This window comes from Pseudomaricurvus alkylphenolicus (assembly GCF_011683955.1).
Classification (GTDB): Bacteria; Pseudomonadota; Gammaproteobacteria; order Pseudomonadales; family Cellvibrionaceae; genus Pseudomaricurvus; species Pseudomaricurvus alkylphenolicus.
In genome coordinates this window covers 338,285-358,681 of record NZ_JAAQPI010000005.1, presented here as the reverse complement: position 1 = coordinate 358,681, position 20,397 = coordinate 338,285, and the positions used below count along the sequence as shown (strand labels likewise).

Here is a 20,397-nt window from a genome sequence, read left to right as displayed (position 1 = left end):
CCAAACCCCCTATAATCTGACAGCCTGCGCTAAAACCAGAGAATGACACAGAGAACAGGACTGCCATGCCACTAGCGATCGACAATCAAACCCTATCCAACCTGCTCCACTCCCTCTACGGCGCGGCCACCACCTCCAATACCAATAAATTCTTCCTGACTCAGCTCAAAGAACTGCTGAATCTGCAACACGCCACCCTCATCACGCGGCCACCGACAGCCACTGACAGTGGCCTTATCTACACCAGTGGCAATGAAGCCGATGTGGCAATGGATGGCACGGAAGAAGGAGCCTACGCAAGCCTCTACGCCCAGGACCCTCTGGTCAATCTTTCCCTGGACACCGTGGTCACCATCGAGGACCTCATGCCCAGGACACAACTGCTCGAAAGTGAATACTACCAGCTCATTCTGGAACCACTCGGCATCTACTATATCGCGGGCATTGACTGGCTCTACCAACAAAGCTCACGCATGTCGATTCGCTTTGTTCGCGAAAAAGAACAGGGACCATTCAGCGACGAAGAAAGAGCTTTCTTCGAACTGCTGATCCCACACTTGCATCAATCCGTCAGCCTGGGCATCCAATTGCGACAACTGGACGCTGAACGGCAAATTTACGCCGATACTATCTCCAAACGGTCTATCGGCATGGTGACGCTCGATCGAAACGGCAATATCCTGCAGCTCAACACAACCGCCAAACAATACCTGCAAGATCACGACGGGCTCATGCAAGTCCAGAATCAGATCCGTATCGACAACACCGGACTCAATGACAACCTCCAGGATCACATCCAACAGGCGCTGGACGATGTTCACGGTAAACCGAGAGATATCGTCCGGGCGCCCGTGCACGCTATTGCCGTGCCTCGTGGCTCCGGAAAACCCGATTACCAACTGGTGATCAAACCCCTGCCGGTTGACCAAAAAGATGCCTCAAAAGTCACCCCCTACCTCACCGTCTTTATACAAGACCCTGACAAAAATCTCGAAATCTCCGTACGCATGCTGATGGACCTCTACCGGCTCACACTCTCAGAGGCGACCATCGCGATCCTGCTGGCAGAAGGCCACACCACTGATGGCGTGGCAGAAGAGCTGGGAGTCAGAAAAAACACCGTCAGGGCGCACCTGCGCTCGGTGTTTGCCAAAACCGGTGTAACTCAGCAATCGATGCTGGTGTCGTTGGTATTAACCGGGTTGGCTTCAACCCAGTAGAATTGGATTCGATTTGACGGCTGTGTGCCATAACCGGAAGTTCATAATCCTGGTTCAGGGCACCATGGGCGTTCGATAATGTCCGCAACGGCCGCACGAGGTAGGGTGGATTAGAAGCGCTTTGCGCTTCGTAATCCACCGATCCGCCGAAGGTTTAAATTGGCGGCGGCCGTGTACAAATCACCTGTTGCAGGCACATTCAAGGGTGTTAAAAACCGGGCCGAAGCCAACGAACAGCTCCAGCGGAACCGTCGGATTACGCTCCGCGAAGCGGAGCTAATCCGACCTACGCGGGAAGAAAATCCTGCCGTTTCGAACTTCCGGTTATGGCACTAAGAAGACTGTCAGATCCTCTCGATCTCTTCCAGGCTGGTAAGACACACCAAATCCATTAAAGCCAGGATCGAGCTCAAGCTTCAGGAATGGTATAAGCCCCACATTCAAAACCATCATAAAACTCAATCAACTCCCCAAGGGGCTGACGAATATCATAGGTGCGCCTGTAACCGGTGTGAGCAAACTTCCATTCCCCGTTTACCCTGCGATACCGATCTTCATAAAAGCCGTTGCCCTCCATGCGAGTCAGCTTCTCCTTATTGATAACAACATCCTGCAGATACCAATAACCTAACGCCTCGTCATCAGCAATAAACTCAATCTCCGGATGATGCCCCTGATGCAGCGTCAAGAGCGTATCATTGCCAACACTTAAGCGCAGAAACGCCATAATTCCATCGCGGTCATCAAAACGATAGGCACCGTCATGATAAGACGCCGTGCACTCAGGCAACAACAGCGCTTGCAAATCAACCAACCGCTTCTGGTCCAGAAACCGAAAATACCGATACTTCAATTGCTTGATCGCCTCGATATCCAACAACCGCTGCAACTGCCCGGAATCACTCACACATCGACCCCTAAAATCAAACCACTGGTAGGAACACCCGTACCCGCTGTGACCAACGCATGCTCCACATTATTTACCTGATTCACACTCGTACCACGAACCTGGCGAACAGCCTCTGCAACACCATTCAAACCGTGAATATAGGCCTCACCCAACTGACCACCGTGAGTATTAATCGGCAAACGCCCCCCACGGGCGTGATGTCCATCTCGAACAAAATCTTTCGCCTCACCGCGATCACAAAAACCAAACTCCTCCAACTGCGGCAACACAAACGGCGTAAAGTGGTCATAAATCACCGCCGTCTGAATATCCTCGGGAGTAATTCCTGACTGCTGATACAACTGCTTGGCCACCAGCCCCATTTCCGGCAAACGACTCATCTCCTTACGATAGTAAGACGTCATCATCTGCTGATCATCACAGGCGCCCTGGGCCGCACCGCGAACAATCACCGGTTTCTGCTTCAGATCCCGAGCCCGCTCAGGTGACGTCAACACAATGGCGACACCGCCATCACTCTCCTGACAACAATCCAGCAAACGCAGTGGGTCCACAATCCAACGTGAATTCTGATGCTCCTCCAATGTGATCGGCTTGTCGTAGAAAAACGCCGCCGGATTGGTGGCCGCAAAATCACGACTCGCCACCGATACCCGACCAAAATCCTCACTGGTGGCTCCTGTCTCGTGCATATAACGACGTGCACTCATCGCCACCCAGGATGCCGGACTGATCAACCCGTGCGGGATATACCAACCGTAGTGAGCCGTCTCAAACGTTGGGTCCGGTAGCGTGTCCTGCATACCCGTACCAAAGCGATAATTGGAACGCTCATTCATGGCGCGGTAGCAGACCACCACATCGGCAATACCCGTGGCAATTGCCATCGCTGCCTGATGGATTGGCGCGCAAGCCGCACCGCCACCGTAGTGAACACGACTGAAAAACGTCAGCTCTTTGGCACCAATCAGCCGGTGCACCTCAATCTCCGGATTATGGTCCATGGTGTAAGTACAAAGACCATCCACCTCAGATGGATCAATACCCGCATCAGCCAATGCCATCGTTACACATTCCACCGCCAACTGCATTTCACTGCGGCCGGAATCCTTGGAAAATTCAGTCGCACCAATGCCAACGATAGCAGCCTGGTTGGCCAGTGTTTTCTTGCTCATAAATTTACCTCAAGTGAAATCCGCAGGACGATTGGCGATCTCGCATCCTAAATTCGATAACTGCACACTGGCGCCGCCGCCGTTGAACTCCAGCTGCTTGGCCCAAAGAAAAAAGCGATGAATGGGATAGTCCACATCCGCTCCCATGCCACCGTGTAAGTGCTGTGCAGTATGAGCAATACGATGCCCTCCCTCACAGGCCCACCACTTGGCGGTGTGAACTTCGCGAGCTGCCTCCAGCTCCTGATCCAGCCGCCATACCGCCTGCCATAAAGTGGCACTCATGGCTTCAATATCCATATAGGCATCAGCCGCCCGATGAGCCACAGCCTGGAACGATGCTACCGGTTTACCGAACTGCTTGCGCTCACCAGTGTATTCTGCAGTACGACGCAATGCCTCGGTGGCAACGCCCACCTGAATGGCACTCAGCGCAGTCAGTATTCTCGGTTGCCACCAGGCCAACACATCAGCGGCCTTGCCTTCTTCATTGATACGTGCGTCTTTACCAACGTGCACATTCTCCAACTGAACACGAGCTTGCGCCTGTGCACCGCGCTGATCCCAACGAGATATGCCTTGCACATCCGCGTCTACCACAAGGACTTCGATACCCTGAGGGGTACTGACCGGGACGACAAAACAATGGGCATCAACACCAAAGGGAACAGCATCACAGATACCATTCAGATTCCACCCATCATCGGTTACTTCAGCCTGAAATTTTGGGCGCTGGAGATTGCGGGCATCAACCAAAGCCGACAACAGGCACTTGCCCGTTGCCACTTCCGGCAAGTAACGCTGCTGCAATGACGTACTGCCAAATTTCGCTATTGGCAAGGCTCCCAGAACCAGCGTCGCATACAAAGGTGCCGGCCCCAGGTGTTTACCCTGCGCCTGCAATAGCAGGCACAATTCCGCAAAACCCAATGCCATACCGCCACAATTTTCCGGCAGGTTAAGCCCCAACAATCCAGCTTCGGCCAGTCGCGACCAAAGCACCGGGTCATAGCGCTGCGGTTGTTGAGCAAACTCCCTCTGAAACTCATCGTGACAACGGTCAGCAATAATTTTCTCAGCCAGCTCCTGTATCATCAGCTGGTCTTCAGTAAACGCGAAATCCATGATTGTTTTTTGGCCTCTCTTTATGCGGCTTCGGCGCTTTTGTCCGTCACCCGAAATAGCGCGATAGCGTGATCGTCATCTTCCTGCTCGCGGTAGAACACTACCTCTACAGGCTGCCCAATACGCACCTCGTCAGCCTCTATATCGAGCAATCCGGCGACCAGGCGTGTGCCCTCTTCCAATTCAATGAGACCAATGGGATTGGGATTGGCAAATGGCGGTACCGCGGGATGGTGCAGATTCACATAGCTGTAGATGGTGCCCCTGCCACAGGCCTTAAGCGTATCCCATTCCAGGGAGTGACAATGGGGGCACATTGGACCCGGTGGATGGCGTAACTCTCCACAGGTTTGGCAGCGCTGAATAAGAAGCTTGTCTTCTTTCAAACCCTCCCAAAAGAAACTGTTGTCCCGGTTGATTCCGGGGCGTGGACGGCGCGGTACTCGCGCCCGCTTGGCTTCACTCATGCTTATCTCCCATGGGTGACCCGGATTTCAGGTGGAAACCGGTCACTGTTCAAGTCGGTATCTACAGTATAAGTTGATTTTGGTTTCAATTTCAATTTACCATTTAGAAACTGAGTTTAACCTTTAAAATACAATAGGTTAGATAATTTTTAGCAAACCACCAAACGGCATCTACACTATAAGCTAATACAAAAAGACTAGTCGTGTAAGCCGGCATATTGAATATGAATTCAATCTCAAGTAGGATCGATTTCAGTGTTTAAAAACAGCGATAAACAGGCATGAGGAACACAATGACCATCAGCCGTGAGGAAACCCAGCGCAAGCTCAATATTCAGGCAGCCGCCGCGGCGACCCATACCCCGGACCAGACCTATACCGTGGCCGACCGCTATGAAGAACAGGCCCGGCGTTTCCCCAATAAAGCCTTTCTTATCTACGAGGATAAGCCTGTCACCTTCGGACAGTTGAATCTTGAGGCCAACCGCGTCGCCAATGCGGCCGCCAAGCTGGGCCTGCGGCAGGGTGATGTTGCGGCCCTGATGATGGATAACCGCCCGGAGTTCTTTTTTGTTTACGTGGGGCTGGCAAAACTCGGGGTCACCACGGCCTTGATCAATACTCACGCCCAGGACAAAGCCCTGCGTCACGCCTTGTCGACCACCGCAAGCCGTATGGTGTTTTTGGGTGCTGAATGCCTTCAAGGCTTTGCCTCTGCGGCGGATGTAACGGGCGACCTGCCCTGCTATGTGATTGCCGATCCACTCAACCAGGTTGACATTCCCGAAGCAATGGTCGATTTCTCCACGCTGGCCGAGTCGTCACCAACCATTGACCCGCCAAAAGAATCACGTTCCGGATTAATGGGCCGGGACGACCTTTTTCATGTCTTTACGTCTGGAACCACGGGCTTGCCCAAAGCCGCTCATATGTCACACATGCGCTGGATGAATACCGGCGAGAGCAACGCCGCCGTTTTAGACACGGGCCCCGATGACGTTTTTTACTGTTTTCTTCCCCTCTACCACGGAGCAGCAGGCATGTCGCTGGTCAGCGCTGCTTTGGCCCGCGGAGCCACTATTGTTTTACGTAGACGTTTCAGTGTCAGTCGCTTTTGGGAGGATGTTCGTCGTCACGGCGTCACCACTTGTCAGTACATTGGTGAAATATGCCGCTACCTGATGAACCGCCCTCCTCAAATCAATGACGCCGACAACCCATTGAGATCGATTATTGGCGCCGGTCTTCGCAGTGACATATGGGAAGCGTTTCAGCAGCGTTTCGGCATCGAGAATATCTACGAGGGTTGGGGCGCCACCGAAGCCAACTCCGGCATTATGAATCTCGACAACAAAGTGGGTTCATGTGGTCGCATTCCTTTTAAAGAGCGTTCCAATGCCCGCCTGGTTCGATACGACGCTGAAACCGACAGCCACCCCCGTGATGCCAATGGTCACTATATAGAGTGCGAAGCGGATGAAGTGGGCGAGCTTATCGCCATGATTCTGGATATTCCCGGCAGCGGCGCCGGGCGTTTCGAAGGCTACACCGATGAGCAAGCCACGGAGAAAAAAATCCTGCACGATGTATTTGCCGACGGTGACGCCTGGTTCCGATCCGGCGACCTGCTGAAACGGGATGAAGACGATTACTATTACTTTGTCGACCGTGTCGGGGATACCTTCCGCTGGAAAAGCGAAAATGTATCCGCCAGCGAAGCTGCCGATGCCATTTCGGATTTTGATGGACTCGAGAGCCTGAACATCTACGGCGTTGCCGTACCCAATACAGAAGGCCGTGCGGGTATGGCGGCTCTGGTGATGCAATCGGAGGCCGAATTCGATCCGGTTGCCTTCTATGCACACTGCAAAGATCGACTGCCACCCTACGCTGTACCTCTGTTCGTCAGGTTGTGCCAACAGGCCGAGCTGACCACCACGTTTAAGCTACGCAAAGTGGACTTGCAAAAGCAGGGCTACTCACCTGAGCTGGTGAGCGATCCTCTTTATGTTATCAGCGATGCGAATCAACGTTATGTCCCGCTCGACGAACAAAGCCTGGCAGAGCAGCAATTACCTGCATTTATCAGCGCCTGAAAACCAACCACGGCCTACACCGAATGACTTTATCAGGAAACTCCTATGCAATTTGAATTCACTCCAGAGCAACAGGCCCTGCGCGAGGAATTACGCGAGTACTTTCGACAATTGATCACTCCCGAAATTCGCCAAGCCGTGCGTGGTAACGAGGGTGAAGGCGAAGGTGGCGAGGTCTTTCGCAAGGTGGTCCGCCAAATGGGCGTCGACGGAAAGCTGGCTCTGGGTTGGCCCAAACAATACGGCGGTCAAGGGCTTGGAGCGGTCGAGCAGCTGATCTTTTTTGAAGAACTGCGCCTTGCAGACGCACCGATTCCGTTCGTTACACTCAATACCGTCGGCCCGGCGCTAATGGAGCATGGCTCCGAAGAACACAAAGCGAAGTACCTGCCCAAAATTGCCGCGGGAGAAATCCACTTCGCCATTGGCTACAGTGAACCGGGCGCCGGTACTGATCTGGCCTCTTTGTCCACCAGTGCTGAACGCGACGGTGACGATTATGTGATCAATGGTACCAAGGTGTTTACCAGTGGTGCCGGGGGCGCCGATTACATCTGGCTGGCGGTACGCACTGATCCCCAGGCTCCCAAGCATAAGGGCATCAGTATTTTTATTGTACCCACCAACAGCCCGGGTTTTTCCCACTCACCCATCCATACCGTGGGTGAAGTCACCACCAATATGACCTACTACGAAAATGTTCGGGTTCCTGCCAGCGCCTTGGTCGGCGAACTTAACAAAGGCTGGCAGCTGATTACCTCACAGCTTAATCACGAGCGTGTTGGCCTGGCTGCTTTCAATGTCTATGGGCTTGGCTTGTATGACCGTGTTCATGCCTGGGCGAGCAAGGCGCCGGGGTTGAGCGACACCAATATGCTGATCGATGAGCCTTGGGTTCAAACCGCACTGGCGGAAAGCTACGGCCGTCTTGAGGCCATGCGCCTGATCAATCTGCGTATGGCCTGGGATCTGGAGCAAAATCGCATGAGCCCGGCATTGGCCTCGGGCGCCAAGGTTTACAGCACAGAATGTTTGATTGAGGTATATCGCAAGCTGATGGACATTGTGGGCAGCAGCGCCCTGTTGCCTCACGATGTGATCGGCACCGAACTGCTGGGTGATCTTGAAGAAGAATACCGCAAATGCCAGATCACCACTTTTGGTGGCGGCGTTAACGAGGTCCAACGTGATCTGGTAGCAGCATTCGGTCTGGGCATGCCCATGGCGGCGCGATAACAGTATGACTGAACAGCAGGAGACTCCGTTGGATAAGCATCAAGAATTTCGCCAGCAAGTACGCCAGTGGCTACGGGATAACTGCCCGGTCAGTATGCGTACCCCCGCCGCCGAAGACGAACAGATCTGGGGTGGTCGCCATATCGAATTTCAAAGTCGGGAACAGCAACAATGGTTTGAACGCATGCGCGACAAAGGCTGGTTTGCCCCGGATTGGCCCATCGAATATGGCGGCGGAGGTCTGGACCGAAAACAAGCCGCCATACTCAATCAGGAAATGACGCGTCTGCAGTGCCGACCACCGCAGCTGAATCTGGGGATCTGGATGTTGGGGCCGGTGCTGCTGGAGTTTGGCAGCGAGGCGCAAAAGCAAGAGCACCTGCCGAGGATGGCACGCGGGGAAATCCGTTGGTGTCAGGGTTTTAGTGAGCCCAACGCCGGTTCTGATCTTGCCGGCTTACAGATGAAGGCGGAGTCCGATGGTGACGACTACATTGTTAACGGCGCCAAAATCTGGACCTCCTACGCCAATAAATCTGACTGGATTTATGCGCTGGTACGTACCGATCCAAAAGCTGCGAAACACGATGGCATCAGCCTTTTGCTGATCGATATGACCTCCCCCGGCATTGAGGCCAAACCGATTGAACTGATTAGCGGTGAGTCGCACTTCTGCGAAGTCTTTTTTGAAAACGTTCGGGTTCCAAAAGCCAACCTCGTGGGTGAGGTCAATGGAGGCTGGAGCGTCGCCAAACGCCTGATGCAACACGAACGCGCTGCTATTGCCAACTTTGGTGGCGAGTCGGAAAGCCCCTATGTACTTCACCAGCTGGCCAAGGAGTATATCGGCGAACACCAGGGGCGTATCGCTGACCCGGTAATACGCGACCAAGTGGTGAGCATCGACATTAATGAAAAGGCCTTTGCGCTGACTCTGAGAAGAACCATGGAAGAAGCCAAACAAGGCGCCGGTAATGGTGCGGCAACGTCCATCTTTAAATACTGCAGTACGGAACAACAGAAACAGAAAGGTGAGCTGCTTCTAAAGATCCTGGGCAACCGTGCTTTGGGCTGGGAGGGTGACGACTATAGCGACCAAGAGCTGGCAATCACCCGCGACTGGCTACAATCCAAAACGCTGTCTATCGGCGGCGGCACCTCGGAAATCCAACTCAATATTATCGCCAAACGCGTACTCGGTCTTCCCGCTTGACCCGCACTTAGTAAAAGGTAAACACAATGGCTCTGGTACTGTCAGAAGAACAGCGATTTTTACAGGACACGGCAAGGGAGTTTTTTCAGCAGCAATCGCCGGTATCCGCACTGCGCCAATTGCGTGATACCCGCGATGCCAAAGGCTACGATGGGGACGTCTGGCAGCAAATCGTGGAACTTGGTTGGAACGGCATGATCTTCCCCGAGGAGCTTGGGGGATTGGACTTTGGTTTTATGGGGCTGGGTGCGGTACTCGAACAAGCGGGCCATACTCTGAATAGCTCACCACTGTTGGACAGTGTGGTATTGGCGGGCTCCGTTGTGCTATTGGCAGGCAACGACCAACAGCGACGGGAATTGATCCCAGCGTTGATTGAGGGCCGCTTGAGGATTGCTCTGGCTTTGGACGAAGACTCGCATCACAACCCTGCAACAACGGCGTTGCGAGCCTCTCCCCGTGACAACAACTACGAGTTAAACGGACAAAAACGATATGTCGCCAACGGCGGCAATGCCGAGCACTTGATTGTGGTTGCGCGTACCTCAGGCGAGCCCGGCGATCAAGCCGGATTGAGTCTGTTTTTGGTTTCTGCCAACGATATCCAAAAACAGGCCAGCACTCGCATCGACAGTCGCAACTGCGCGAACCTGACTTTTGATCAGGTAACTGTATCCGAAAACGCTCTGCTAGGTTCCGCGGGAGGCGCCTTTCCAGTATTGGATCAGGCTTTGGACCGCGCGCGTATTTGCGTATCCGCTGAGATGCTGGGTAGTGCCCAGGAATTATTGGACCGAACCGTTGCCTATTTAAAAGAACGTAACCAGTTTGGCGTGCCCATCGGCTCCTTCCAGGCGCTGCAACACCGAGCCGCCATAATGTTTGCCGAACTGGAACTGGCCCGCTCCACGGTGATGGCGGCGCTGGAAGCGCTGGATAGCAAAGAGGCCACCACTGAGGAAGTTGCTACACTGGCGAGCCTGGCAAAGGCCAAGGTCGGCGAAGTGTGTCAGCTGATCAGCAACGAAGCCATTCAGCTCCATGGCGGTATCGGAGTCACCGACGAATTGGAAATCGGTTTTTTCCTGAAACGGCTGCGAGTGGCGGAACAAAGCTTTGGCAACACCGGTTTTCACCGCAGCCGCTTCGCGACACTTAACGGCTACTAAAGATGAAATAATAAGCAGGCACAGACTGGAAGCCGGTCAGCTAATTTCCTGACTGGCCAGATACTCTTCGTAGGTCCCCTGAAAATCGATCAACTGCTGATCCTTGATCTCGATCACCCGAGTGGCCAGGGAGGAAACAAACTCACGGTCGTGGCTGACAAAAATCAGTGTGCCTTCGTAGTGCTCAAGGGCCAGATTAAGTGCTTCAATGGACTCCATGTCCAGATGGTTGGTCGGCTCATCCATCAGCAGGACATTGGTTTCCTGCATCATGAGTTTACCAAACAGGAGCCGGTTCTTTTCACCACCTGAGCAAACCTTGACCTGCTTTTTAAATTCATCCGACGAAAACAGCAATCGCCCCAGAGTTGCACGCACAATTTGATCATCATGACTGGGCTTGCGCCACTGGCTCATCCAATCAAACAGGTTTAGATCGCAGTCAAAATCCGCGGCACTGTCCTGTGGGCAGTAGCCCAGAGTGGCATTTTCCGCCCACTGAATCTTGCCATGATCAGGTGTCAATTCATTCATCAAGCAGCGCAAGAACGTTGTCTTGCCTGCGCCGTTGTCGCCGATTACCGCAAGACGAGTACCGGCTTCCAAAATAAAATTACCGTCATTAAATAAGGGCTGACCATCAAAGCCATGGCCAAGCGTTTCCAGAATCAGTGCCTGACGATGCAGCTTCTTTTCTTGCTTAAAGCGAATGTAGGGGCTGACCCGGCTGGAAGGCTGAATGTCTTCCAATTTGATTTTGTCAATCAGTTTCGCCCGTGAAGTGGCTTGCTTTGCTTTCGATGCATTGGCTGAAAAACGGCTGACAAACTGTTGCAGCTCGGCGATTTGAGCTTTCTTTTTAGCATTTTCCGACTGCAAGCGTTCACGGGCCTGGGTTGAGGCGGTCATAAAGTCATCATAGTTACCCGGATAGATCCGTAACTCACCGTAGTCAATATCCGCCATATGGGTGCAGACGGAATTCAGGAAATGCCGATCGTGAGAAATAATTACCATAGTGCTCTTGCGTTCGTTGAGCACCTCTTCCAACCAGCGAATCGTGTCAATATCCAGGTTGTTGGTCGGCTCGTCCAACAATAGAATATCCGGGTCAGAGAACAGCGCTTGTGCCAGCAGTACCCGCAGTTTCCAGCCAGGAGCCACTTCGCTCATGGGACCAAAGTGCAAACTCTCCTCGATACCGGCACCCAACAGAATCTCGCCGGCGCGACTTTCGGCACTGTAGCCGTCCATTTCCGCAAATTTCACTTCCAGATCAGCCACCTTCATGCCCTCTTCTTCGGACATCTCAGGCAGAGAATAGATACGATCACGCTCCTGTTTCACCGTCCACAGCTCGGTGTGCCCCATAATCACTGTATCGATAACACTGTACTGCTCAAACGCAAACTGATCCTGATGCAATTTGCCAATGCGCTCATTGGGTGTGATCGTCACGTTGCCCGCGCTGGGCGCCAGGCTACCGTCCAGGATCTTCATAAAGGTGGATTTACCACAGCCGTTGGCGCCAATCAGGCCATAGCGGTTGCCGCCACCGAATTTGACGGAGATATTTTCAAACAGCGGCTTGGCGCCAAATTGCATGGTGATATTAGCGGTGGTAATCAAGGGGCATATCCTGAGTGGAAGCTATCAAAAGGGTGTGAATAAACGGGCGCTACTATAGGGATTTACTGTGTTTGTGTCGAGCGAAACTGTATAAACCTTATACGAAAAGGCTACAATCCCTGAGGTGTCACGGCGACCAAGAAATCACGCATATCCACCCCTTCCGGAACCTGGATATACCCCTCAATCACCAGCGCAGCGATTCCATGTACCAGCGACCATGCCCCCAGCGCCTGGTTCTTGCCTTTTTCCGGGTCACTGTGGATCTTGGAGAACGCCTGCACCAGCAGCACAAAGGGGCGTTTGCTGCTGATGATCAACTCCTCAGATTTGGAAACCGGGCTGGCGGCATCGGGTGCTTGCTTCTTAAGCCCCAGCCCCTGAATCTGCCCAAGCATCAACCGATACAGCTCAGGGTTTCCAGTGGCGAATTCCAGATAGGCCGAGCCATAGACAAGAATCTGTTCACGGGGCGTTTCGCAGCTCTTTCCTTTACTGTCCATGGCATCGGCCAGACGGTCGAAACCCGTCTCAATCACCGCTTGGAACAGCTCTTTCTTGTTCTTGAAGTGTGCGTAAGGTGCCATATGCGACACCCCTACCTCTGCTGCGATCGCCCTCAAGGACAGCCCATCGGCGCCCACGCGGTTGAGAATCTCATAGGCGGCGTCGATCAATGAACTCTTGAGATCACCGTGGTGATAGCTGCCCTCAGCTTTATTGATTTTCTTATTGGAGCCCATTTACGACCTTGGCAAATCCCGCCAAACAACCCAAAACCGCGCCACTATACCACCCTACCAGAGTCTGCAGCCACAAATGCCACCAAATATTTACAACGTAAAGATTGACAGGAGTAATGCTGCCTTGTAATTTACACTGTAAAGATTGCATACAGGGACAACGAGGACCCAGCATGACTCAAATTGATGACTCTTATTTTGAACCAGTTGATGACTCTTGTTTTGATACGGTTGAAGACTCTTATTTTGATGCAATAGTCATTGGAGCCGGAAATGCCGGCCTCACTGCAGCCACCGCGCTCCAACGGGGTGGAGCCAAAACCCTGTTGCTGGAGCGGCATAATATCCCTGGCGGCTGCGCAACCTCTTTTGTTCGGGGCCAGTTTGAGTTTGAAGTCGCCCTGCACCAGCTGAGTGGCATGGGCACGGAGGAACAACCCTTTGTACTGCGCCAGATGTTCGAACAGCTGGGCATCATGGATAAGCTCGAAGTAGTTGAAGAAAAAGAGCTCTACCGTATCGTACTGCCGGGCGAACTGGACGTCACACTTCCCGCCGACTGGGGCGAGATACAGAAACTGTTGATCGAGACCTATCCTGATGAGGCCGAGGCCATCCACCGTTTCATGATCCTCGCGGAAACCATCACCATCGAGGCCTTTATGGCCTTTCCTCACGCGCAAAAACAGTTGAATACCGAGCTGCTGCACAGCTCTTGCCCCAACTATGTCAAATACGGTTTGGTACCCGCCAAACAAGTACTGGACGAGTTCTTTCAGGATCAGGATTTGAAAACCGTACTGGCGGCCTACTGGTGCTATATCGGCATGCCCACCAAAGATCTTCCCTTTGTTGATCTTGCGATGATGATCTACGCCTACGCCGCCTTTAAACCCTGCCATGTACGGGGTGGCTCCCAGGCGATCTCCAGCGCGCTGCTGGAATCCTTCCAGCAAGCCGGTGGGCAAGTTCGCTTTAATTGTGGGGCACACAAAATACTCACGAAAAATGGAAAAGTTATCGGCGTAAGCGCCGAAGATGGTCAAGAGTACCGCACCGCCACGGTGGTCTCCAACACCAGCCCTATCCACACCTATAATGAACTGCTGGACACCGACAACCCACTACCGACGGTTGCCGAGGATATGAAATCCCGACGCCTGGGAACCTCCGCTTTTGTCCTCTACGTAGGACTCGACTGCTCACCGCAAGACATCGGCGTGACCGCAGCTTCAAACTTTATTATCGACGAGCGCGACGAAGAACATGCCTTTGAAGCCATGAAAAGCCTGGCGCCGCCGCCCAATATCATGATGACCTGCTACAACCACGACGATCCCAGCTTTGCCCCACCCGGCAAAAGCGCCCTGTCGATCCTGTGCCTGCAGTACGGTCAGCCCTGGGAATCCGTGCCGCCGCGAGATTATGCACAGACCAAATACCAATTCGCCCAACACCTGCTCGACCAGGCAGAAAGAGTCTTCCCCGGTATTCGTGAGCACATTGAGGAAATCGAAGCCGCCACCCCACTGACCATGATGCGGTACCTCAATACCCCCGGCGGTGCCATCTACGGCTTCGACCAAAATATTCAGGACGGCCCCCTGTTTCGCGAACGCATGGACGCCATCAAAGGCCTGTACCTGGCGGGCTGCTGGAATGGCATGGGTGGCTTTCAGCCAACCTATATGGCGGGAGAAAGTACCGCCAGAGCCGTACTAAAACATCTACAACAGATAGAACCGCAAATCGCCCACGAGGAGGCTGCTGAAAATGCCTGAACAAACCACTGAAAAACAAGCCTTCCTCAACCAACTGCACGGCTACCAGGAAGGGATTAAACACAAACAAGAACTGGAAAGCTGTGGCTCAGATTTCGCAGATCACCGAGGTAAAGTCGCCAACACCATTGCCACCCTGCACCCCAAACGCCTCGACCTGACCGTGGCAGAAATCATTGACGATACCGCGTCCACTAAAACTCTGAGGCTGGTCTCGAGCGATGACCGTCAACTGCCTCCCTTCCAGGCGGGGCAGTATATCAACCTGTTCGTCAACATCGACGGAGTTGAAACCGCCAGACCTTACGCCATCTCCTCAGCACCATTGACTCGAACTCACTACGACCTGACCATCAAGCGCGTAACACCCGGTTATGTTACCCACTTCCTATTAGACCGGGTTAAAGTCGGCGACAGATTCCAGAGTACTGGCCCAATGGGCACCTTCTACCACAACCCCCTATTCCACGGAGAAGATCTGGTATTCCTGGCGGGAGGCTCCGGCATTGCCCCCGCCATCAGTATGATTCGAGAAATCGCAGACCGGCAACACCCGTATCGCTTTCATCTGATCTACGCCTCAAGCTATGAAAATGACATTATTTTTGATCAAGAATTGAAACAACTGTCTGAGCAACTGCCAAATCTGATTCTGGATAAAGTGATCTCCCGCCCCACCAAGCACTATGAGGGTTTGACCGGACACCTGAGTGCAGAATTTATCCAACAGCGCCTCGAAACAATAGAAAACAAAATGTTCTATATCTGTGGCCCCACACCCTTTAACGAATACTGCGCGCAACAGCTAAGCACCCTGGCCGTAAAACCCAGGCACGTAAGAATCGAAGCCAATGGTCCCCCCAAACACCCGGAGCAACAACCGGGATGGCCGCAGCAAATCATTCCGACACAAGAAATCACAGTAACAGTACAAGGTGGCGGGAGCTTTAAAACACCGGTCAACGAACCGCTGCTAAATGCCCTGGAACGCAACGGCTACGGAACCGAAAACGCCTGCCGCTCTGGAGAGTGCAGCCTCTGCCGAGTAAAAATCACCAAAGGCAAAGTCTTCAACCCATCTGAAGCGCACCTGAGAACAACCGACCAACAATACGGCTGGTGTCACTCCTGCGTGGCGTTTCCACTGGAGGACATTGAAATCCAACTCTAAAATATTGAAGCACCCAACATCGGATACCGCGGTGTAAAGGGTGGCTGGGGGTTCCTTTTTCGGAGCTTAAAGAGGGGCGCCCGACTGCTCCGAAAAAGGAACGCCCAGCCGCCCGTTGAGGCACTGAACTGCGCCCAGTCTCAACAGACACTACGAATAAACCGGCTTAATCGGTAAAGACCGATACCGCTTACCGGTCGCCGCAAAAATCGCATTCGTCAAGGCCGGCGCAAACGTCGGCACACCCGGCTCACCCAGCCCCGTCGCCTTATAATCATTTTCGGCAAAATGAACATTGATAATCGGAGGAACTTCACTGGTTCTCAACACCGGATAATCATGGAAATTGCTGTTAACAACCTCCCCGTCCCGAAAACTGATCTCCGTATACAAAGCCAGAGACATCCCCATCACCACAGCCCCCTCCATCTGCGCCGTAGCCCCGTCCGTATTCAGCACCTCCCCACAATCGACCGCACAATCCACACGATGCACCTTAATATCATCACCGATAACCTCGACCTGGACCACCATCGCCAAATAACTCTCAAAGCTGTAGTGAACCGCAATACCCAAGCCCTGGTTTTGCGGTAACTCCTTGCCCCAACCCCCTTTTTCAGCGGCCAGCTCAAGAACCGCCAAAGACCTCTCCACCTGCTCAGCCTGATCCGGGTCCTTATTGTTATGATAAAGTTTGCGAAAGAACTCCAAAGAATCCATCCCGGACTGATAAGCCAACTCATCCGTAAAAGAGTTAAACGCAAACCCCTCAAACAATGCCCTCACCGCACGATACCAGCCAATGCGTGTATGCGCCGGCGCGTGCCCGGACTCCACCTCCAAATTCCTAATTCCGTACGGATGATTAATGACCGCGCCCAACTCCTGCTCCCGGGGCCACTCAATCGACGGATCAAACGTAGAAGCAATGGTAGGAAACGCACTGCGATGCAACCAACCAGTGACATTGCCCTCCGAGTCCACTGCCCCTTCGAGATGCTGTACACTGGTGGAATGATAATAGCCCGTCTTGGTATCCTCCTCCCGTGACCAAGCCAGCTGCACCGGTGCCCCAACGGCCTGCGATAGTGCTGCCGCCTCCTGAACGTAGTCACACTTAAACTTACGCCCAAAAGCTCCGCCCGAAATCATCACGTGCACCAAAATATCCTTTGGAGCCCTGCCCAAATAAGCACCCAAGGTACGCTGAATACCTTCCGGATCCTGTGTCGATGCCCATACCTCACAGGCATCCTCGGTGACTGAAACCAAACTCACCATGGGCTCCATGGGCGAATGGGACAAATGACCCTGCACATAAGTCGCTGAGTGTGTCACCTTGGCTGCGTCAAACGCCGCTTTAAGGTCCCCTCTTTTGAACACCGGCTTTGCTGGCTTTTCCACCTGCTCCACCATCGCTGCTTTATAGGCATTGGTGTTATAGCCGCCATGAGGCCCACGGTCCCACTCAATCTTCACCTTTGCCAGCGCCTGCTGCGCCGTCCAGGTATTATTGGCTACCACCGCTATGCCACCCAGTGAACCGTAAGGTGCTTGGAAACGCGGGATGTTAACCACCTTTTCAACACCCTTCATCGCCTCAGCTTCAGAGGCATCAAAAGATTTAACCGAACCACCGTAAACAGGCACGTGTTTAATTGCGGCAAACTTCATTCCGGGGATACGCGTATCAATACCGTAAGTGCGCTCTCCAACCACCACCTTACCCAGATCGTGGCGGGGCAATGGTTTTCCGATATAACGATACTGATCCTTTGTCTTGAGCGCAGGCTTTTCCGGAACCGGTAACTCCGCTGCGATGGCAGCCAACTCCCCGTAACTCAGTCGAGCTTTCAATTTACGGTTATAAACAAAATGGTTCTCCGCATAGCAATCGTCCACCTCCGCCTGCCAGATTTTGGCGGCTGCAGTAACCAGCATCATGCGAGCAGAAGCTCCCGCTTCACGCATGGGCACATACATGGTATTAATGCTGCGTGACCCACCAGTCGCCTGAGGGCCATACTTGTCACTGTCGCCATCAGCCTGTAATACCGTCACTCTGGACCAATCCGCTTCCAACTCATCGGCTACCGCTGCTGGCAGCGCTGTTGAAATCCCCTGCCCCATTTCGCAGCGGCCACAATGAATAGTAGTATTGCCCTCAGAATCGATTAAGACAAACGCATTGGGTTCAAAATGTTCCGAGTGACCTGCGGTCGCATTACCAGCGGGCAACATCACACCAAGCGCGACCCCACCCGCTGCCGTTCCGGAGACTCTTAAAAAATCGCGACGCGATAATTTGAATACGCTCATGACTTCACCTCCTGCATCTGCACAGCTGCAGAAGCGATGGCGTTCTTGATACGGTTGTAGGTACCGCAACGGCAGATATTGCCCTGCATCCCCTGCTCGATTTCTTCCTGAGTGGGTGTTGGGTTTTGCGCCAGTAAACTTGCAGCGTTCATAATTTGACCTGCCTGACAATATCCGCATTGCGGCACCTTGTGTTCTATCCAGGCCCTCTGTAAGGGATGGTCACCACTATCGGACAGTCCTTCAATGGTCGTCACCTGCTTACCAACCGCCTGGTTAACAGGTGTAACACAAGATCTGACGGCTTCACCATTGATATGAACCGTACAAGCACCGCACAATGCCATCCCACACCCAAACTTGGTACCGGTAAGATTCAGCTCGTCTCGCAGATACCACAGCAGCGGCATATTGCCATCCACGTCTACAGTCTGCTCTTTACCATTAATAATGATTTTATCGCTCATGACTCACTGCCCCTGCAATAACCGGGTTTCCGGTAAGAATAAAAATTGGCAATAAGGTTAAACCCTGCCACACGGCATATCAATGGATGCTGACCCAAGTAAAAAGTTCAAAGCCTGGCAAAGATGAAAGTCAAACAAATATATAGATAATTATTTATTTCAATATTAGATAATATCTATTTTTGTCTATATAGAAAACATGCAACACTGATGCTGTCAATTGATTACCGTTTCGTCAGACACACAGAAAGGAGTCAGCAAATGATGCACAGACCCCATTTGGCTCTGGCCATTTCACCTCATGAAAGGCTCAGCGAGCAGCATTGCAACGTTATGGACTACGCGGAAGCCACGCAGAGTCGCGTCACCCTGCTAACCGTCATCGATTCCCTAAAAAACAGCCCGGCGGTAGTCCAGGAGGCCTACTCACCGATGGAGCTCCTCGCGATTGCCGAAAGAAACCTGTCGGAGCAACTGCGGGGAGCCATCCAAACCTGCCAGAGCGGCTACCCAAACATTCGATTCGACTACCAAGTGTTAAAGGGAACTGCCTATCGGGAAATCCTCCGTTATTGTACATCCCATCAGGTCGACATCATCGTAACGGGTGCCGCAAGAATCGTCCGCAAAACAGATCTTATTTTAGCAGCACCACTAAGCACTTGATGCGCAAATCCCCCATTTTAGTCTGGGCAGCCGCTGAGCAAACCAGTGCTCGACTGGAGTCTATAGTTGTCGCCCTGGACGTCCAATTTGGTGACGATCAAGTGGCCTGTGACAGATTGAACCACCAGCTTCTAAAACAAGCATTTGCGATCTCCACCGCACTTAAGTGCCCGATTACTGTGCTTCATGCCTGGCAGCTTTACGGTAAAGAATTCCTCAAATACTGGTCTAAAAAAGATGACTTGTGTATTGCCCGATTGGCGGAACAGGAATTTAACGCACGTCGAAAACAGATTCTAAAAACCATTGAACAATTCGATATGAGTCGGATACAGCTTAAATTTATCGAGGGTCCACCAAAGTCCTGTATCTCCGATTATCTCAATACCGTTGAATCCGGGCTTTTGATCATGGGAAGTGTGTGTCGCACAGGATTGCCTGGTCTGTTTATTGGTAATACTGCTGAAACGGTTATTGACTCTGTATCCTGTAACGTTCTGACTGTAAAACCCTCAGACTTTGCCTCACCGATTCAATTTGAATCATCCAAGCTGGAGAGGGTCTGACGTGAAGATAGACTCGGATGACATCCTCACGCTGAAACTCTACGCTATCGTAAAATTTTGCGTGCGACTCTTATCGATTTTTATGGTGTTCGTCATCATTATGGGTGTCGTCGATGTAGGCTGGACTATCTGGCAAAAGCTGATGTCAGCACCCAAGTTTATCTTGACTATCTCCGACATGCTGGCAACTTTTGGCGCTTTTATGGCGGTGTTAATCGCGATCGAAATCCTGATCAACATCACCATATATCTGCGGGAAGATGTTATTCACGTCAAGATCGTCATGGCCACCGCCCTTATGGCAATCGCCCAAAAGGTGATCATTATGGACTTTGAACAGCTGGAGCCGTCGTACGTCTACGCAATTGGTGTCGTCGTGGTCGCCATGAGCATAGGTTACTGGATGGTTCACAAACTCCCAAGCGCCAGCCAAAGCTAATCGAA

General features: G+C 52.6%; 18 protein-coding genes. 10 read left to right on the top strand and 8 right to left on the bottom strand.

The window, feature by feature from the left end; translation table 11 throughout:
* Nucleotides 1–65: 65 nt before the first annotated feature.
* Nucleotides 66–1,220 carry a helix-turn-helix transcriptional regulator gene (locus HBA55_RS15640; protein ID WP_166993337.1) on the top strand — a complete coding sequence of 385 codons (1,155 nt, stop codon included), beginning with the start codon at nucleotides 66–68 and terminating at the stop codon, nucleotides 1,218–1,220.
* A gap of 409 nt (nucleotides 1,221–1,629) precedes the next feature.
* Here HBA55_RS15640 and HBA55_RS15635 read toward each other — a convergent pair whose 3' ends face one another.
* Genes HBA55_RS15635 through HBA55_RS15620 form a run of 4 tightly spaced genes read right to left on the bottom strand, consistent with a single transcriptional unit; the run spans nucleotide 1,630 to nucleotide 4,897 of the window.
* On the bottom strand, nucleotides 1,630–2,127 hold the full coding sequence (locus HBA55_RS15635; protein ID WP_166993334.1) for a nuclear transport factor 2 family protein: 498 nt from the start codon (nucleotides 2,125–2,127) through the stop codon (nucleotides 1,630–1,632).
* On the bottom strand, nucleotides 2,124–3,305 hold the full coding sequence (locus HBA55_RS15630) for a lipid-transfer protein (RefSeq protein WP_166993331.1): 1,182 nt from the start codon (nucleotides 3,303–3,305) through the stop codon (nucleotides 2,124–2,126). Before HBA55_RS15630 ends, HBA55_RS15635 begins: the two co-directional genes overlap by 4 nt.
* A gap of 9 nt (nucleotides 3,306–3,314) precedes the next feature.
* A complete protein-coding gene (locus tag HBA55_RS15625; RefSeq protein ID WP_166993328.1) occupies nucleotides 3,315–4,430 on the bottom strand; it encodes an acyl-CoA dehydrogenase family protein in 1,116 nt (371 codons plus the stop codon).
* A gap of 20 nt (nucleotides 4,431–4,450) precedes the next feature.
* Nucleotides 4,451–4,897: a Zn-ribbon domain-containing OB-fold protein gene (locus HBA55_RS15620; RefSeq protein ID WP_166993325.1), complete on the bottom strand. Its 447-nt coding sequence runs from the start codon at nucleotides 4,895–4,897 to the stop codon at nucleotides 4,451–4,453.
* A 293-nt stretch (nucleotides 4,898–5,190) separates the two neighbouring features.
* Here HBA55_RS15620 and HBA55_RS15615 point away from each other — a divergent pair, with 293 nt between their 5' ends.
* Genes HBA55_RS15615 through HBA55_RS15600 form a run of 4 tightly spaced genes read left to right on the top strand, consistent with a single transcriptional unit; the run spans nucleotide 5,191 to nucleotide 10,611 of the window.
* A complete protein-coding gene (locus HBA55_RS15615; RefSeq protein ID WP_206019816.1) occupies nucleotides 5,191–6,993 on the top strand; it encodes a long-chain-acyl-CoA synthetase in 1,803 nt (600 codons plus the stop codon).
* Between the two features lie 45 nt (nucleotides 6,994–7,038).
* A complete protein-coding gene (locus HBA55_RS15610; protein ID WP_166993318.1) occupies nucleotides 7,039–8,229 on the top strand; it encodes an acyl-CoA dehydrogenase family protein in 1,191 nt (396 codons plus the stop codon).
* A gap of 28 nt (nucleotides 8,230–8,257) precedes the next feature.
* Nucleotides 8,258–9,442 carry an acyl-CoA dehydrogenase family protein gene (locus HBA55_RS15605; RefSeq protein ID WP_166993315.1) on the top strand — a complete coding sequence of 395 codons (1,185 nt, stop codon included), beginning with the start codon at nucleotides 8,258–8,260 and terminating at the stop codon, nucleotides 9,440–9,442.
* Nucleotides 9,443–9,468: 26 nt separating this feature from the next.
* Complete coding sequence (locus HBA55_RS15600) at nucleotides 9,469–10,611, top strand: acyl-CoA dehydrogenase family protein (protein ID WP_166993312.1); 1,143 nt, start codon at nucleotides 9,469–9,471, stop codon at nucleotides 10,609–10,611.
* 36 nt (nucleotides 10,612–10,647) lie between these two features.
* Here the strand turns inward: HBA55_RS15600 and HBA55_RS15595 are convergent, their stop codons facing one another.
* Together HBA55_RS15595 and HBA55_RS15590 are read right to left on the bottom strand one after the other, a co-directional pair.
* On the bottom strand, nucleotides 10,648–12,240 hold the full coding sequence (locus HBA55_RS15595) for an ABC-F family ATPase (protein WP_166993310.1): 1,593 nt from the start codon (nucleotides 12,238–12,240) through the stop codon (nucleotides 10,648–10,650).
* A 110-nt stretch (nucleotides 12,241–12,350) separates the two neighbouring features.
* Nucleotides 12,351–12,983, bottom strand: a complete 633-nt coding sequence (locus tag HBA55_RS15590; protein ID WP_166993307.1) for a TetR/AcrR family transcriptional regulator — start codon at nucleotides 12,981–12,983, stop codon at nucleotides 12,351–12,353.
* Between the two features lie 173 nt (nucleotides 12,984–13,156).
* On the opposite strand from HBA55_RS15590, the gene HBA55_RS15585 reads away from it, so the two are divergent.
* Both HBA55_RS15585 and HBA55_RS15580 read left to right on the top strand, forming a co-directional pair.
* Nucleotides 13,157–14,764, top strand: coding sequence for a phytoene desaturase family protein (locus HBA55_RS15585; RefSeq protein ID WP_166993304.1), 1,608 nt, complete (start codon nucleotides 13,157–13,159; stop codon nucleotides 14,762–14,764).
* Nucleotides 14,757–15,935, top strand: a complete 1,179-nt coding sequence (locus HBA55_RS15580; protein WP_166993301.1) for an FAD-binding oxidoreductase — start codon at nucleotides 14,757–14,759, stop codon at nucleotides 15,933–15,935. The genes HBA55_RS15585 and HBA55_RS15580 overlap by 8 nt, the downstream gene beginning before the upstream one ends.
* Before the next feature lie 150 nt (nucleotides 15,936–16,085).
* On the opposite strand, the gene HBA55_RS15575 is transcribed toward HBA55_RS15580, so the two are convergent.
* Both HBA55_RS15575 and HBA55_RS37225 read right to left on the bottom strand, forming a co-directional pair.
* Entirely contained in the window at nucleotides 16,086–18,254 is a 2,169-nt protein-coding gene (locus HBA55_RS15575) for a xanthine dehydrogenase family protein molybdopterin-binding subunit (RefSeq protein ID WP_240946098.1), read from the bottom strand.
* Nucleotides 18,251–18,721, bottom strand: a complete 471-nt coding sequence (locus HBA55_RS37225) for a (2Fe-2S)-binding protein (RefSeq protein ID WP_206019813.1) — start codon at nucleotides 18,719–18,721, stop codon at nucleotides 18,251–18,253. The genes HBA55_RS15575 and HBA55_RS37225 overlap by 4 nt, the downstream gene beginning before the upstream one ends.
* A 261-nt stretch (nucleotides 18,722–18,982) precedes the next feature.
* Between HBA55_RS37225 and HBA55_RS15570 the strand changes: the two genes are divergently transcribed.
* The 3 genes from HBA55_RS15570 to HBA55_RS15560 are packed head-to-tail and all read left to right on the top strand — an operon-like array spanning nucleotide 18,983 to nucleotide 20,392.
* Nucleotides 18,983–19,387 (top strand): universal stress protein, encoded by a 405-nt coding sequence (locus HBA55_RS15570; protein ID WP_166993294.1) that lies wholly within the window; start codon nucleotides 18,983–18,985, stop codon nucleotides 19,385–19,387.
* Nucleotides 19,387–19,953, top strand: coding sequence for a universal stress protein (locus tag HBA55_RS15565; protein ID WP_166993292.1), 567 nt, complete (start codon nucleotides 19,387–19,389; stop codon nucleotides 19,951–19,953). Before HBA55_RS15570 ends, HBA55_RS15565 begins: the two co-directional genes overlap by 1 nt.
* Before the next feature lies 1 nt (nucleotide 19,954).
* A complete protein-coding gene (locus HBA55_RS15560) occupies nucleotides 19,955–20,392 on the top strand; it encodes a phosphate-starvation-inducible PsiE family protein (RefSeq protein WP_166993289.1) in 438 nt (145 codons plus the stop codon).
* Nucleotides 20,393–20,397: the final 5 nt, after the last annotated feature.

What these genes read in the sequence shown, in the direction of transcription:
- HBA55_RS15565 (WP_166993292.1), top strand. Translation starts at nt 19,387, where the DNA reads ATGCGCAAATCCCCCATTTTAGTCTGGGCAGCCGCTGAGCAAACCAGT.
- HBA55_RS15610 (WP_166993318.1), top strand. Translation starts at nt 7,039, where the DNA reads ATGCAATTTGAATTCACTCCAGAGCAACAGGCCCTGCGCGAGGAATTA.
- HBA55_RS15640 (WP_166993337.1), top strand. Translation starts at nt 66, where the DNA reads ATGCCACTAGCGATCGACAATCAAACCCTATCCAACCTGCTCCACTCC.
- HBA55_RS15625 (WP_166993328.1), bottom strand. Translation starts at nt 4,430, where the DNA reads ATGGATTTCGCGTTTACTGAAGACCAGCTGATGATACAGGAGCTGGCT.
- HBA55_RS15570 (WP_166993294.1), top strand. Translation starts at nt 18,983, where the DNA reads ATGATGCACAGACCCCATTTGGCTCTGGCCATTTCACCTCATGAAAGG.
- HBA55_RS37225 (WP_206019813.1), bottom strand. Translation starts at nt 18,721, where the DNA reads ATGAGCGATAAAATCATTATTAATGGTAAAGAGCAGACTGTAGACGTG.
- HBA55_RS15600 (WP_166993312.1), top strand. Translation starts at nt 9,469, where the DNA reads ATGGCTCTGGTACTGTCAGAAGAACAGCGATTTTTACAGGACACGGCA.
- HBA55_RS15580 (WP_166993301.1), top strand. Translation starts at nt 14,757, where the DNA reads ATGCCTGAACAAACCACTGAAAAACAAGCCTTCCTCAACCAACTGCAC.
- HBA55_RS15630 (WP_166993331.1), bottom strand. Translation starts at nt 3,305, where the DNA reads ATGAGCAAGAAAACACTGGCCAACCAGGCTGCTATCGTTGGCATTGGT.
- HBA55_RS15575 (WP_240946098.1), bottom strand. Translation starts at nt 18,254, where the DNA reads ATGAGCGTATTCAAATTATCGCGTCGCGATTTTTTAAGAGTCTCCGGA.
- HBA55_RS15615 (WP_206019816.1), top strand. Translation starts at nt 5,191, where the DNA reads ATGACCATCAGCCGTGAGGAAACCCAGCGCAAGCTCAATATTCAGGCA.
- HBA55_RS15585 (WP_166993304.1), top strand. Translation starts at nt 13,157, where the DNA reads ATGACTCAAATTGATGACTCTTATTTTGAACCAGTTGATGACTCTTGT.
- HBA55_RS15590 (WP_166993307.1), bottom strand. Translation starts at nt 12,983, where the DNA reads ATGGGCTCCAATAAGAAAATCAATAAAGCTGAGGGCAGCTATCACCAC.
- HBA55_RS15620 (WP_166993325.1), bottom strand. Translation starts at nt 4,897, where the DNA reads ATGAGTGAAGCCAAGCGGGCGCGAGTACCGCGCCGTCCACGCCCCGGA.